This window comes from Candidatus Pelagibacter sp. PS_06 (genome assembly GCF_059418045.1).
This window is the reverse complement of record NZ_CM182078.1, coordinates 106,845-121,194: the sequence shown is the minus strand read 5'-3', so window position 1 is coordinate 121,194 and position 14,350 is coordinate 106,845. Positions and strand designations below refer to the sequence as shown.

The following is a 14,350-nucleotide window of genomic DNA, read 5'->3' as shown; positions in this document are numbered from 1 at the left end:
TCAAATAAATTCTTTATAGGTTTTAGCTAATCCCTCTAACAAACTTGTTTTAGGCTTAAAACCAAGATTGTATATTCGCTGGCTGTCTAAAAGTTTTCTTGAAACACCATCAAGTTTAGTATGATCAAATTTAATTTTTCCTTTAAAATTTACAACTTTTTTTATAGTTTCAGCAAGTTCCTTTATGGTCAAATCTTTACTGCTTCCAACATTGATATGGTTAAGCATAGGTAAGGTATGTTTATCATATATTTTTTTATCTATATTCATTAAATGAATTGAAGCTTCAACCATATCGTCGACATATAAAAACTCTCGTTTAGGTTTACCCGAACCCCATATAATAACATTCGCTAAATTATTTATTTTTGCCTTATGAAATCGATAAATAAGACCTGGAATTACATGGCTATTATCAGGATGATAATTATCGCCTGGACCATAAAGATTTGTTGGCATTATACATCTATAATCGATGTTATGACTTTTTCCATATTGACGGTTATAACTTTCACACATTTTAATTCCTGCTATTTTTGCAATGGCATAAGGTTCATTAGTTTTTTCTAATTGACCAGTTAATAATTGTTCTTCTTTCATGGGTTGATCGATATTTTTTGGATAAATACAACTTGATCCTAAAAATAACAATTTTTTTACTCCATTTAAAAAAGCGCTATGGATTACATTGCTTTGAACCATTAAATTTTGATAAATAAATTCTGCAGGATATGTATTATTTGCATGAATGCCACCAACTTTTGCAGCTGCTAAGTACACTTGATCAATTTTTTCATTTTTAAAAAAATTTTCAACATTGCCCTGGTTTAATAAATCAAGTTCTTTTTTATCTTTTGTGACTACCTCAACATCTTGATCTTTTAGCAATCGAACTAAAGCAGAACCAACCATGCCATTGTGGCCTGCTATAAATATTTTTTGTTTAGACATTGTTATTTAATAAATTTTTAAACTTTATTTAATTAATAAGTTTTTCATTTTTCGCTAATCGCAAATCATTATCGACCATTTCTTTAACCATTTGATCAAACGATATTTTAGGAGACCAGTTTAATTTTTCTTTAGCCTTACTACCATCACCCAATAAAGTTTCGACCTCTGTGGGTCTAAAATATCTTGGGTCAATTTTTATAATTTCATTTCCTTCAAATGTTCCTACTTCTTTTAAGTTTTTTCCATTCCATTCAATTTTCATATCTAAATATTTTGAAGCTAAATTTATAAAATCTTTTACTGAATATTGCTTGCCTGTTGCAATGACAAAGTCTTCGGGATTTTCTTGTTGAAGCATTAGCCACTGGGCTTCAACATAGTCTTTAGCATGTCCCCAATCTCTCAATGCATTAAGGTTTCCAAGATGTAAAATTTTTTGAGTTCCTATTTTTATTCTTGCCAAAGCTCTTGTAATTTTTCTTGTAACAAATGTTTCTCCTCTAACAGGACTTTCGTGATTAAATAAAATTCCATTACAAGCATAAATACCATAAGCTTCTCTATAGTTTATAGTTATCCAGTACGCATAAAGTTTTGCTACACTATAGGGGCTTCTGGGATAAAAAGGTGTATTTTCATTTTGTGGAGTTTCTTTTGTTGAGCCATAAAGTTCTGAGGTAGAGGCTTGATAATATCTAATTTTTTTTTCTAATTTGAGGATTCGAATAGCCTCTAAAATTCTAAGGGCTCCTATTGCATCAGAGTTTGCCGTATACTCTGGTTCCTCAAAAGAAACAGCTACATGACTTTGTGCTGCTAAATTATAAATTTCATCAGGCTGAACTTCTTGAATTATTCTAATCAACGAAGTTGAATCTGTAAGGTCACCATGATGCAAAATAAAGTTTCGATTAATTTCATGAGGCTCTTGATATAAATGATCTATTCTACCAGTATTAATTAAAGACGCACGTCTCTTAATTCCATGAACTTCGTAATTTTTAGCCAGTAAAAATTCCGCAAGGTAGGAGCCATCTTGTCCTGTGATGCCAGTTATTAATGCTTTTTTCATAAAAGTTATTTAATTTACAAAACTTTTTTAATAATAACTTTAATATTAATATAATCAATTTATTGATGTAAGTAGCAATAATTGCTTTAATAAATTTTTATTCTTACATGTTTTATCTAAGTTGAAATAAAATTTTTTTCAGTGCATAAATCAAGCCAATTGAGCTATTAGTACTGGTCAGCTGCACGCATTACTGCGCTTCCACATCCAGCCTATCAACGTGGTGGTCTACCACGGCTCTATAGGAAGAACTAGTTTTGAGGTGAGTTTCCCGCTTAGATGCTTTCAGCAGTTATCTCTTCCATACTTAGCTACCCGGCACTGCAGCTGGCGCTACAACCGGTCCACCAGTGGTATGTTCAACCCGGTCCTCTCGTACTAGGGTCAACTCCTCTCAATTCTTCTACACGCATAGCAGATAGGGACCGAACTGTCTCACGACGTTCTGAACCCAGCTCACGTACCACTTTAATTGGCGAACAGCCAAACCCTTGGGACCTGCTCCAGCCCCAGGATGTGATGAGCCGACATCGAGGTGCCAAACACTGCCGTCGATATGAGCTCTTGGGCAGTATCAGCCTGTTATCCCCGGCGTACCTTTTATCCGTTGAGCGATGGCCCTTCCACTCAGAACCACCGGATCACTATGACCGACTTTCGTCTCTGCTCGACTTGTCAGTCTCACAGTCAGGCAGGCTTATGCCATTGCACTCTACGAACGATTTCTGACCGTTCTGAGCCTACCTTCGCACGCCTCCGTTACTATTTGGGAGGCGACCGCCCCAGTCAAACTACCCACCATACAATGTCTTGATGCCGGATGACGGCAATCAGTTAGATACCAAGAAAAACAAAAGAGGTATTTCACTGGTGACTCCACAAAAGCTGACGCCTTTGCTTCAATGTCTCCCTCCTATACTAAATATGTTTTTCCTAATACCAATGTAAAGTTGCAGTAAAGGTGCACGGGGTCTTTCCGTCTAACTACGCGAACTCCGCATCTTCACGGAGAATTCAATTTCACTGAGTTGATGTTGGAGACAGCGGAGAAATCGTTACGCCATTCATGCAGGTCGGAACTTACCCGACAAGGAATTTCGCTACCTTAGGACCGTTATAGTTACGGCCGCCGTTTACTGGGGCTTCAGAAGTTAGCTTGCACCAACCGCATTAACCTTCCAGCACCGGGCAGGCGTCAGACCCTATACATCCACTTACGTGTTAGCAGAGCCCTGTGTTTTTGATAAACAGTCGCTTCTCCCTGGCTTGTGCCACCCATCTCTAGTTGCCTAAAAACAGGTCTTCCTTATCCCGAAGTTACGGAAGCATTTTGCCGAGTTCCTTCAACATCATTCTCTCAAGCGCCTAAATATACTCTATTAATCCACCTGTGTCGGTTTAGGGTACGGTCTAATGATGGAGCTATTTCTTGGAACCTTTTCGCGGCAAGCTCAATCCATTAAGAACTCACAACTTACAAGATCCGTCACTACCATCTGGTTAAGGAATATTAACCTTATTTCCATCGACTACGGCTTTCGCCCTCGCCTTAGGTGCCGACTAACTCTGCGCGGATTAACCTTGCGCAGAAACCCTTGGATTTTCGGCGAAGAAGTTTTTCACTTCTTTTATCGTTACTTATGTCAGCATTCGCACTTCTGATACCTCCAGGATCCCTCACGGGTATCCCTTCACAGGCTTACAGAACGTTCCGCTACCGCTTATAAAACTCGAAAGTTTTATAAACCCACAGATTCGGTATATGATTTTAGCCCCGTTACATCTTCGGCGCAGAAACTCTATTAGACCGGTGAGCTGTTACGCTATCTTTAAAGGATGGCTGCTTCTAAGCCAACCTCCCGGCTGTTAAGGAATTTCCACATCCTTTCACACTTAATCATAATTTGGGGACCTTATCTGGTGGTCTGGGCTCTTTCCCTCTCGACCATGGACCTTAGCACCCACAGTCTGTCTGTTGAAGAACAATGTCTAGCATTCGGAGTTTTATTAGGTTTGGTAAGAATCTCTTCCCCCTAGCCCATTTAGTGCTCTACCTCTAAACATCTATTTATTCAACGCACTACCTAAATAGTTTTCGCGGAAAACCAGCTATCTACGAATTTGGTTGGCCTTTCACCCCTTACCACAAGTCATCCAAAGACTTTTCAACGTCAACTGGTTCGGTCCTCCGGTTGGTGTTACCCAACTTTCAACCTGCTCATGGTAAGCTCATTCGTTTTCGGGTCTAATTCATTAAACTAATCGCCCTATTAAGACTTGCTTTCGCTGCGCCTACACCTAGATGGCTTAAGCTTGCTTAATAAATTAAGTCACTGACCCATTATACAAAAGGTACGCCGTCACTCTAAAAAGAGCTTCGACTGATTGTAGGCATGCAGTTTCAGGTTCTATTTCACTCCCCTAATAGGGGTTCTTTTCACCTTTCCCTCACGGTACTAGTTCACTATCGGTCACTGAAGAGTATTTAGGCTTAGAGGGTGGTCCCCCTATATTCGAGCAGGATTTCACGTGTCCCGCTTTACTCAAGAATTTTGTTAAACATTACTCATACGGGACTATCACCCTCTATGGTTAGCATTTCCAAACTATTCAAATTTTTTTAACAAAACTACTGGCCTAGTCCGCGTTCGCTCGCCACTACTAACGGAATCTCAATTGATTTCTTTTCCTCTGGTTACTTAGATGTTTCAGTTCTCCAGGTTGTCTCTTTAAACCTATGTATTCAGTTTAAAGTACCACATAAAGTGGTGGGTTTCCCCATTCGGAAATTTTCGGATCAAAACTTACATACAGCTCCCCGAAACTTATCGCAGTATATCACGTCCTTCATCGGCTTTCAGTGCCAAGGCATCCACTACACGCCCTTAAACGCTTGATTTATGCACAGAAAAAAATTCTTTTTACAGAAAAATTTATCTATGTTGTGATCAAATTTTTATTTTGAACATTAGCTAATAACATTACTAATGTTCGGATATAGATATTGATATTAATTATTAAATTTATTTACAGTTTTTATAACTAAATGTTTCCTGGTGGAGGATAGCGGGATCGAACCGCTGACCTCCTGAATGCAAATCAGGCGCTCTCCCAGCTGAGCTAATCCCCCAGTTAAGTATGGTGGGCCGAGAAAGACTCGAACTTTCGACCCCACCCTTATCAAGGGTGTGCTCTAACCAACTGAGCTACCGGCCCTACAAGAAGGAAACATTACTTTAAGAAGAGAAATGAGGACGGTCAACATTACCGATGTATATTATTTAGAATGAAATTTTACTTTCATTCATCCTTAGAAAGGAGGTAATCCAGCCGCAGGTTCCCCTACGGCTACCTTGTTACGACTTCACCCCAGTCGCTGACTATACCGTGGTCAAGGGTTTAAAACCTTGCCTTAAGGTAGAACCAACTCCCATGGTGTGACGGGCGGTGTGTACAAGACCCGGGAACGCATTCACCGTGGCACGCTGATCCACGATTACTAGTAATTCCAGCTTCATGCACTCGAGTTGCAGAGTGCAATCCGAACTGAGGTATCTTTTAGGGATTTGCTTAACTTCGCAGTCTTGCTTCCTGTTGTAGATACCATTGTAGCACGTGTGTAGCCCAACACGTAAGGGCCATGAGGACTTGACGTCATCCCCACCTTCCTCCAGCTTATCACTGGCAGTTCTTTCAGAGTGCCCAACTTAATGATGGCAACTAAAAGTGAGGGTTGCGCTCGTTGCGGGACTTAACCCAACATCTCACGACACGAGCTGACGACAGCCATGCAGCACCTGTGTTTCGTCCGGCCGAACCGAAAACTCTAATCTCTTAGAGTCGCGACGAACATGTCAAGTGTTGGTAAGGTTCTGCGCGTATCTTCGAATTAAACCACATGCTCCACTACTTGTGCGGGTCCCCGTCAATTCATTTGAGTTTTAACCTTGCGGTCGTACTCCCCAGGCGGTGTGTTTATCGGTTTCCCTGCGACACTGAAAATAAATTTCCAACGTCTAACACACATCGTTTACGGCATGGACTACGAGGGTATCTAATCCTCTTCGCTACCCATGCTTTCGTTCCTCAGTGTCAGTAATGATCCAGAAAGCTGCCTTCGCAATTGGTATTCTTTCTAATATCTACGAATTTCACCTCTACACTAGAAATTCTGCTTTCCTCTATCATACTCTAGCTGAAAAGTTTTAATGGCAGTTCCAGAGTTAAGCTCTGGGATTTCACCACTAACTTTTTCAACCACCTACGAACTCTTTAAGCCCAGTAATTCCGAACTACGCTAGGTCCCTTCGTATTACCGCGGCTGCTGGCACGAAGTTAGCCGGACCTTCTTATTCGGGTACAGTCATTTTCTTCCCCGACGAAAGAGCTTTACAACCCAAGGGCCTTCTTCACTCACGCGGCATCGCTGCATCAGAGTTTCCTCCATTGTGCAAGATTCCCCACTGCTGCCTCCCGTAGGAGTTTGGGCCGTGTCTCAGTCCCAATGTGGCTGATCATCCTCTCAAATCAGCTATTGATCACAGTCTTGGTAGGCCATTACCCCACCAACAAACTAATCAAGTGCAGGCTCATCCAATGGTGCATAAAGCTTTCTCCGTAAAGACTTATCCGGTATTAGCACAAGTTTCCTCGTGTTATTCCAGGCCAAAGGGCAGATACCTACATGTTACTCACCCGTCTGCCACTAAGTATTGCTACTTCGTTCGACTTGCATGTGTTAGGCGTGCCGCCAGCGTACGTTCTGAGCCATGATCAAACTCTCAAGTTTAAAAACGGCGCACACTAGCTTCTATATAAATTCTAAGAATAAAATTTATATAATGTTGAAGTGTGTACGACAAATTTTGGTAACCTTAACCGTCCACACTTCTCTTCTTAAATTTTTACTTTTTAAATAGCTAATTGGGTCTAAAAAGCCCAATAATCCACACTAATCTATTGTATTAACAATAATTTTCGTGAGAAAGTGTGACGCTTATAGGCTAAAATAAAAGGAAATCAAGCATTTAAGAATAAAAAAAACTCAAAAAATTGACGATATTATTGGGTTTTTTTTGATTTTTTATTACTGCTAAACTAATAATTCAATTCAAAACATTATTTAATGCTAAAAAAAATTAAATCATTATTTTTTAATAACTCTAAAATATTAATATTAATCTCTTTAATTATTTTAGCAGTAATATTTGCAATTTTTTCTAGCTATCAGACGAGTTTAAAAAATAAAAAACATAATAACTTTATAAATAATATTTATCTAAAAAAAACTCTTAAAGAAATTGTAAATAACTTAAAGCCTAAATACAAAAAATATAACCACAAAATAAAATCTGGTGAAACATTTGATAAAATACTCAATAGTTATTTAATAGATAAAGAGCAAATAGTTTCCATTAAAAAAAATCTTTTGAAAAAAACTAATATTAATAAGTTGAATACTAATCAAAAAATTCAAATCACCATAGATCAAACAAATAATAAGATAACGGAATTTATTTTTCAAATTTCAAATACCGAAAAAATTATCTTATCAAAAACTAGGGAAAGCACAGAGTTTAATGAAGAAATATTAACTGTTAAATTAGAAAAAAAAATTATTTACAAAGAAAATATAATTTTACAAAGCCTATACAAAGCAGCCACAGATGAAAATATTCCACCAAACACAATAATTGAATTTGCAAGAATTTATGGTTTTCAAGTAGACTTTCAAAGAGATATTAGAAAAGAAGATAAATTTCAAATAATGTATGAAATCTTCATTGATAAAAATGATAAAATAATTGAAACAGGAGAAATTCTTTTTGCAAACCTTAAAATAAGTGGTCAAGATAACTCATTATATTATTTTGATAAAAAAAATATTGAAGGTCATTATAATAAAAATGGAAAGAGTGTACAAAAAGCATTAATGAAAACACCTATCAACGGTGCAAGACTATCTTCCTCCTTTGGGATGAGAAAACATCCCATAGACGGATTTAATAAAATGCATAGAGGAACTGATTTTGCTGCACCAAAGGGTACTCCAATTATGGCTTCTGGAAATGGTACAGTTAAAAAAGCTGGTTGGTGTGGAGGTGGTGGAAATTGTGTAAAAATAAAACATAATTCAACATATGAAACTGTCTATGCTCACATGTCTAAATTTTCACGAGGGATTAAAAAAGGTGTGAGAGTTAAACAGGGTCAAACTATTGGATATGTTGGTTCGACTGGAAAATCAACGGGACCTCATTTGCACTATGAAGTTATTGTAAACGGAAAAAAAGTGAATTCTCAAAAATTAAAACTCCCGTCAGGTAAAATTTTAAAAGGAAAAAATAGAGAACTATTTGAAACTAATAAAATAAAACTAGATGTTCTAAAATCAGAAAAAATTATTGGGTTAAACTAATTTGAATCAGTTGTTTTTTGAGATTTGGGCTTAATCTCTGCCACAACATGCTTATTTTCATTTTTTACTTCTTCAGATTTATCAGATGCTTCCTGTATTTCTGAGTTGCTTTCTGTAGATTTATTCTCTGCAAATTTTACTCTTTTATAATTTTCTTGTTCATTCAAAATTCTTGTAAAGTGATCTGCATGTTGAAGATAATTTTCAGATAATATCTTGTCTCCATTAGAAGAGGCCTCTCTTGCTAAATCATTATATTTTTCTATTAATTTTGGAGCATTATGGTTATTTCTACCAGGAGCTTTTCTTTTAAAGTTATCGTTGTTTGAATAATTTGATCCAAATTTTGGTCTATCTCCATTACTTTTAAAATTTCTGTCGTTTCTTCTGAAATTATTTCTTCTAACGTTATTATTGTTTCTAAATGTTACCATATATTTAATTAGTTAAATTTTAGTACTGACAATGCAACGATCATTATTTGCAAGATCTCTAACTGTACTGTTTATATAAAAACCTTTGTTGTTTAATAATTTAATAACTTTACTTTTTTGATCAAAACCAATCTCTAAAATAAATTTTCCGTTTTTTTTTAACAGTTCAGATGATTTTTTAATTACTTTTCTGATTACTGATAAACCATCTAATCCACCATCTAGAGCTAATTTGGGCTCAAACTTTAGAACATCACTCTCCAAATATTTTAAATCGCTGTTTTTAATATAAGGGGGATTAGAAACAACCAAATCATATTTGCCTTGATTAAATTTGTCAACATCTGATTTATAAAATTTTACTCTTTCATCCACAAATAGCTTTTTTGCATTTAATTTTGATATTTCTAGTGAATTTTTACTAATATCTACTCCTGAACCATAAAAATTTTTTCTTTCTTTTAGAATACTCAAGAGAATACACCCTGAGCCAACTCCAATATCAAGAATTTTTAAATAATTCTTATTCTTGGTAACCTTTAAAATTTGTTCTATTATAATTTCTGTATCAGGACGTGGTATTAAGGTATTATTATTCACATAAAATTCACTTTTCCAAAAAAACTTTTTATTTAAAAGATAGGCTATTGGTTTTCTTGTAGCTCGTTCTTTAACCAGTTTTTTAAAATATTCTAAATTTTCAAAATTTAAAACTTTATCTTGATTTAAAATTATATATTCACGATTTTTATCTAAAGCTTTAGCCATTAAAATTTCTGTGTCGAGTTGAGCTGATGGAATAGATTTATCTTTTAAAACCTTAGTTCCTTCAATAACCGCTGACTGAATATTCATTTAATTTAAACTGCTTAAACTCTCTTCTTGTGCTTGCAATGTTAATGATTCAATCATTTCATCAAAAGCTTCTCCCTCTAAAAATTCTTCTAATCTATGAAGTGTTAAATTAATTCTATGATCTGTCACTCTTCCTTGTGGAAAATTATAAGTTCTAATTCTTTCAGACCTATCCCCTGTTCCTATTTTTGTTTTTCTATCTTGAGACCTTTCTCGGTCAATTCTTGATCTTTCTAATTCATATAACCTTGACCTTAAAATTTTCATGCCTTTTGCTTTATTTTTATGTTGAGATTTTTCATCTTGTTGTGAAACTGATAATCCTGTTGGAATATGGGTAATTCTAACTGCACTATCAGTTGTATTTACTGACTGTCCTCCTGGCCCACCTGCTCTAAAAACATCTATCCTTAAATCAGATTCATTTATTTTTAAATCAACCTCCTCTGCTTCAGGCAATACTGCTACTGTTGCAGCTGAAGTATGAACTCTCCCTTGTGTCTCAGTATCTGGTACTCTTTGAACTCTATGAACTCCACTTTCATATTTTAAAGTTGAATAAATATTGGCTCCTTTTATTGATGCTATAACCTCTTTTAACCCTCCAGCATCACTCCTGGAAATTGAAATTAATTCTAATATCCATTTCTTTTTATGGCTAACTTTTTCGTACATCTTAAAAAGATCTGAAGCAAATAAACTTGCTTCTAATCCACCAGTTCCTGCTCTAATTTCTATGATTGCATTTTTTTTATCTGCCTCATCTTTTGGAAGTAAAAATAATTTTAACTTTTTTTCATTTATTTCAAATTCAGTCTTTAAATCTGACAATTCAAGTTCAGCCATATCTTTTAATTCTTTATCTGCAGAACCATCATTTAAAATTTTTTCTAAATCTTTTTTATTATCTTCGTGTGATAAATATTTTCTAGCATTTTCAATGATTTCGTTAACATCAGAATACTCTTTTGATTTTTCTGCAAATAGCTTTTTATCAATTTCACCAGAAGATAGATCTTTTTCTAAAGTTGAATGCCTCAGTATAAGTTCTTCAATTGTATTTTTTGGTATCATTATTTTTTTTCTAACTCTAAAGCTTTTTTTTCAACTTCAGTTACAACCTTATCAATTATTTCATTTGTTAAGACTTTTTTAGTCTGAACACCAGAAAGATAAAGCATATTGTTACCTTTTCCACCACCTGTAATACCCACATCTGTCATTGATGCTTCACCAGGGCCGTTCACTACACATCCAATTATTGACAATGTAACTGGAGTTTTAATATGTGATAATTTTTCCTCTAAAATTTTAACAGTATCAATTACTTGAAAAGCTTGTCTTGCACATGAAGGGCAGGATATAATTTTAACTCCTCTGTTTCTTAATCCTAATGACTTTAAAATCTCATTACCAATTTTTATCTCTTTTACCGGATCATCTGAAAGTGATATTCTGATAGTGTCCCCAATTCCATCTAAAAGTAATGCCCCAAGCCCAATTGATGATTTAATGCTTCCTGAAACAAAACTGCCAGCTTCTGTTATTCCAAGATGTAATGGGTAATCCATTGCTTTAGAAAGTTCCCGGTAAGCTGCTATTGATAAAAACACATCTGATGACTTTACGCTAACTTTGAAGTTAAAAAAATTTTGATCTTCTAAAATTTTAATATTTCTTAAAGCGCTCTCTACTAAAGCTTCTGGACAAGGCTCTTTATATTTTTCAAGAATATCTTTTTCAAGTGACCCTGCATTAACCCCTATCCTTATTGAACAATCATTATTTTTGGCAGCACTTAATACGTCATAAATTTTCTGCTTTTCACCAATATTACCTGGGTTTATTCTTAAACATTTTGCTCCATTTTCAGCAGCCTCAATTGCTCTTTTATAATGAAAATGAATATCAGCAATGACTGGCAATTTCACATTTTGTGTTATTTCTTTTAATGCTTTTGTAGACTCCTCATCTGGGCATGAAACTCTTACAATGTCTGCACCTTCTTCATGAATTGCATTTATTTGATTGATTGTTGCTCTAACATCAGTTGTTAAAGTATTTGTCATTGACTGAACTGAAATCGGATTGTCCCCACCAACTTTTACATCACCAACATTTATTACTTTGGTTTTTTTTCGATTAATGTTTCTAAAGGGCCTGAGGCTCATAAAATTTAGTCCAATTTAAATTCTTTATGCAATACAGCTATAGCTTTTTTCACTTGATTGGTAGCAACTAAAACTGAAATTTTAATTTCAGATGTAGATATTACCAAGATGTTTATCTTTTTTGAAGCTAAAGCTTGAAACATTCGATAAGTAATTCCAGGAGTTGTTATCATGCCAACTCCAATAATTGAAACTTTAGATACATCTTTATCAAAAGATAATTTTTTATAAGATATTTTTTTATTCTGTTTTATGAATTTTTCTGTTTTTTTTAAATCATCAGACTTAATTGTAAATGTAAGATCTGTTTCTTTACCATTGAGTGAAATATTTTGAACAACCATATCAACATTTATTAAATTTTGAGACAAAGGTTTAAAAATAGACGCTGCAACTCCTGGTCTATCTTTAACTCCTTCAATTGTAATTTTTGCGTCATTTTTTGTTGATGAAATTCCAGTTATGATTTGATCACTGAAGGCTTTAGATGAATTTGTGATTAACGTTCCAGGCTTTGAAACAAATGAAGATTTAACTTGTATATCTATTTTATTCAATTTTGCATCTTGTACAGAAGTTGGCTGCATAACTTTTGAACCTAAAGATGCCATTTCTAACATTTCATCATAAAATATTTTTTTAATTTTTTTAGCATTTTTGTACTGGCGAGGATCAGTTGTATAAACACCATCTACATCAGTGAAAATAATACACTCATCTGCATTAATAAATTTAGCTAACATAATTGCCGTAGCATCTGAGCCACTTCTGCCAATAGTTGTTAACCTATAATTTTTATTTATTCCTTGAAAACCTGTGATTACAGGGATACCTCCACTTTTGAGATAGTTAAGCACTTCTTTTGAAACCACTCTATTAATTCTTGCTGCTGAGTAAGGACCTTCGGTAATAATTGGTATCTGCCAAGATAACCAAGATCTAGATTTAAATCCAATATGATTTAATCTTCCAGCTATTAAAGCACAGGAAACTTGCTCCCCTGTAGATAATAAAGTGTCATATTCTGCTTGATCAAAATTATTACTAATTAATCTAGATTTATTTACTAGTTCGTTAGTAACACCACTCATAGCAGAGGAAATCACTACTACTTTATTTTTCTTCTTTTTATAAGAAGATATGATTTTACATACTTTTTTAATTCTATCGATACTTCCTACAGAAGTTCCACCAAACTTTAAAACAACGGTTTTCATTGATCAGATTTATTTATTATAATTTAATAAACAATTGATAAAATACATCTTAATTGTTATGTCAACTAATTATCTATTATGAGCAGTGTAAATAAAAAAGAAATTGAAAAATTTTCAAAAATGGCAGCTGAATGGTGGGATCCAAGTGGAAAATTTAAGCCACTTCATAAATTTAACCCAATTAGAATTAAATATATAAAAGAAAATATTATCAATAGTTTTAAACTAAAAACTAAAAAAAAGCCTCTAGATAAAATCAATATATTAGATATAGGATGTGGAGGTGGACTTCTTTCTGAACCAATGACAAGATTGGGTGCAAATGTAACTGGAATTGATGCATCAAATAAAAATATTAGCATTGCAAAGTTACATGCAAAAAAAAATAATCTTAAGATTAATTACTTGTGTTCATCACCTGAAAAATTAAAAATTCAAAAGAAATTCGATGTCATTTTGAATATGGAAATTATTGAACATGTTGAAGATATTAATTTTTTTATGAATTCGTGCTCCAAACTTCTTAAAAAAAATGGTCTAATGTTTGTAGCAACTCTCAATAAAACATTAAAATCATATGTGTTTGCAATAATTGGTGCGGAATATGTTCTAAGGTGGCTTCCAATAGGAACTCATGATTGGGAAAAATTTGTGAAACCAGAAGTTCTTAAAAAAATTTTAACCAAAAATAATTTGAAGTTAGAAAAGTTAGATGGGATGAATTTTAATATAATTAAAGATGAATGGAATGTTTCTTCAGATACTTCAATTAACTATATTGTAAAATCTATCAAACTCTAATTATCCTTGTCACCCACCCATGCTATCATCTGAGTATCAATGCCTTCTTCCTTAAGTTCCTTAAGATCTTTTTTGGTAGCATTTCCATAGATACCTTTGGATTTTTTTTTTGGACTATAGTGTATAGATCGGGCTTCATAAGCAAAATTTTCACCAACAAACTTAAAATTTTCTTTGATAAATTTTTGATAACATCTAATAGTTTTTTTCACATTTTCATATTTATCTAATTGCAAATCATTATTTATATTTATTTTATTATTCCTTACACTTGGTGCCATAAGTGTTTTGTCTACCTTTGCAGAATTACAAATATGGCAGAATAAAAGTTGTTTTTTTTTTAATTTTTCAAATTCTTTAGATGAGGCAAACCAACTATCAAAATTAGTTTCACAATTTTTACATACTAATTTATATTTGATCATTTT

The 14,350-nt window shown here is 34.1% G+C and carries 10 protein-coding genes, 2 tRNA genes and 2 rRNA genes; 2 read left to right on the top strand and 12 right to left on the bottom strand.

What is annotated here, in order from left to right; genetic code table 11:
• From AC5SLZ_RS00615 to AC5SLZ_RS00590, 6 genes are all read right to left on the bottom strand, one after another.
• Positions 1-951 carry a GDP-L-fucose synthase family protein gene (locus tag AC5SLZ_RS00615; RefSeq protein ID WP_494615699.1) on the bottom strand — a complete coding sequence of 317 codons (951 nt, stop codon included), beginning with the start codon at positions 949-951 and terminating at the stop codon, positions 1-3.
• Between the two features lie 28 nt (positions 952-979).
• Complete coding sequence (gmd, locus tag AC5SLZ_RS00610; protein ID WP_494615698.1) at positions 980-2,026, bottom strand: GDP-mannose 4,6-dehydratase; 1,047 nt, start codon at positions 2,024-2,026, stop codon at positions 980-982.
• Between the two features lie 146 nt (positions 2,027-2,172).
• Positions 2,173-4,925: ribosomal RNA gene (locus AC5SLZ_RS00605) — 23S ribosomal RNA — on the bottom strand.
• A 155-nt stretch (positions 4,926-5,080) separates the two neighbouring features.
• Positions 5,081-5,156 (bottom strand) — tRNA-Ala (locus AC5SLZ_RS00600).
• A 9-nt stretch (positions 5,157-5,165) separates the two neighbouring features.
• A tRNA-Ile gene (locus AC5SLZ_RS00595) sits at positions 5,166-5,242 on the bottom strand.
• Between the two features lie 98 nt (positions 5,243-5,340).
• A 16S ribosomal RNA gene (locus tag AC5SLZ_RS00590) occupies positions 5,341-6,815 on the bottom strand.
• Together the 16S and 23S rRNA genes with 2 tRNA genes alongside form the textbook arrangement of a ribosomal RNA operon.
• Before the next feature lie 336 nt (positions 6,816-7,151).
• On the opposite strand from AC5SLZ_RS00590, the gene AC5SLZ_RS00585 reads away from it, so the two are divergent.
• Positions 7,152-8,444, top strand: a complete 1,293-nt coding sequence (locus AC5SLZ_RS00585) for a M23 family metallopeptidase (protein WP_494615696.1) — start codon at positions 7,152-7,154, stop codon at positions 8,442-8,444.
• On the opposite strand, the gene AC5SLZ_RS00580 is transcribed toward AC5SLZ_RS00585, so the two are convergent.
• From AC5SLZ_RS00580 to AC5SLZ_RS00560, 5 genes are read right to left on the bottom strand one after another with little or no spacing between them, the layout of a single operon-like run.
• Complete coding sequence (locus AC5SLZ_RS00580) at positions 8,441-8,878, bottom strand: DUF4167 domain-containing protein (protein ID WP_494615694.1); 438 nt, start codon at positions 8,876-8,878, stop codon at positions 8,441-8,443. The two genes, AC5SLZ_RS00585 and AC5SLZ_RS00580, sit on opposite strands and share 4 nt — an antisense overlap.
• Before the next feature lie 12 nt (positions 8,879-8,890).
• Positions 8,891-9,733 (bottom strand): peptide chain release factor N(5)-glutamine methyltransferase, encoded by an 843-nt coding sequence (gene prmC / locus AC5SLZ_RS00575; RefSeq protein WP_494615693.1) that lies wholly within the window; start codon positions 9,731-9,733, stop codon positions 8,891-8,893.
• The gene (gene prfA, locus AC5SLZ_RS00570) at positions 9,734-10,807 is read right to left on the bottom strand and encodes a peptide chain release factor 1 (RefSeq protein ID WP_494615692.1); all 1,074 of its coding nucleotides are present in this window, start codon (positions 10,805-10,807) and stop codon (positions 9,734-9,736) included.
• The gene (gene ispG, locus AC5SLZ_RS00565; RefSeq protein ID WP_494615691.1) at positions 10,807-11,904 is read right to left on the bottom strand and encodes a flavodoxin-dependent (E)-4-hydroxy-3-methylbut-2-enyl-diphosphate synthase; all 1,098 of its coding nucleotides are present in this window, start codon (positions 11,902-11,904) and stop codon (positions 10,807-10,809) included. Before ispG ends, prfA begins: the two co-directional genes overlap by 1 nt.
• Before the next feature lie 5 nt (positions 11,905-11,909).
• On the bottom strand, positions 11,910-13,121 hold the full coding sequence (locus AC5SLZ_RS00560) for an aspartate kinase (RefSeq protein ID WP_494615690.1): 1,212 nt from the start codon (positions 13,119-13,121) through the stop codon (positions 11,910-11,912).
• A gap of 78 nt (positions 13,122-13,199) precedes the next feature.
• Between AC5SLZ_RS00560 and ubiG the strand changes: the two genes are divergently transcribed.
• On the top strand, positions 13,200-13,922 hold the full coding sequence (ubiG, locus tag AC5SLZ_RS00555; RefSeq protein WP_494615688.1) for a bifunctional 2-polyprenyl-6-hydroxyphenol methylase/3-demethylubiquinol 3-O-methyltransferase UbiG: 723 nt from the start codon (positions 13,200-13,202) through the stop codon (positions 13,920-13,922).
• Here ubiG and AC5SLZ_RS00550 read toward each other — a convergent pair.
• Positions 13,919-14,347: a DUF1178 family protein gene (locus tag AC5SLZ_RS00550; RefSeq protein ID WP_494615687.1), complete on the bottom strand. Its 429-nt coding sequence runs from the start codon at positions 14,345-14,347 to the stop codon at positions 13,919-13,921. The two genes, ubiG and AC5SLZ_RS00550, sit on opposite strands and share 4 nt — an antisense overlap.
• Positions 14,348-14,350 lie beyond the last annotated feature (3 nt).

What these genes read in the sequence shown, in the direction of transcription:
- AC5SLZ_RS00550 (WP_494615687.1), bottom strand. Translation starts at nt 14,347, where the DNA reads ATGATCAAATATAAATTAGTATGTAAAAATTGTGAAACTAATTTTGAT.
- AC5SLZ_RS00615 (WP_494615699.1), bottom strand. Translation starts at nt 951, where the DNA reads ATGTCTAAACAAAAAATATTTATAGCAGGCCACAATGGCATGGTTGGT.
- gmd (WP_494615698.1), bottom strand. Translation starts at nt 2,026, where the DNA reads ATGAAAAAAGCATTAATAACTGGCATCACAGGACAAGATGGCTCCTAC.
- ispG (WP_494615691.1), bottom strand. Translation starts at nt 11,904, where the DNA reads ATGAGCCTCAGGCCCTTTAGAAACATTAATCGAAAAAAAACCAAAGTA.
- prmC (WP_494615693.1), bottom strand. Translation starts at nt 9,733, where the DNA reads ATGAATATTCAGTCAGCGGTTATTGAAGGAACTAAGGTTTTAAAAGAT.
- ubiG (WP_494615688.1), top strand. Translation starts at nt 13,200, where the DNA reads ATGAGCAGTGTAAATAAAAAAGAAATTGAAAAATTTTCAAAAATGGCA.
- AC5SLZ_RS00580 (WP_494615694.1), bottom strand. Translation starts at nt 8,878, where the DNA reads ATGGTAACATTTAGAAACAATAATAACGTTAGAAGAAATAATTTCAGA.
- prfA (WP_494615692.1), bottom strand. Translation starts at nt 10,807, where the DNA reads ATGATACCAAAAAATACAATTGAAGAACTTATACTGAGGCATTCAACT.
- AC5SLZ_RS00585 (WP_494615696.1), top strand. Translation starts at nt 7,152, where the DNA reads ATGCTAAAAAAAATTAAATCATTATTTTTTAATAACTCTAAAATATTA.
- AC5SLZ_RS00560 (WP_494615690.1), bottom strand. Translation starts at nt 13,121, where the DNA reads ATGAAAACCGTTGTTTTAAAGTTTGGTGGAACTTCTGTAGGAAGTATC.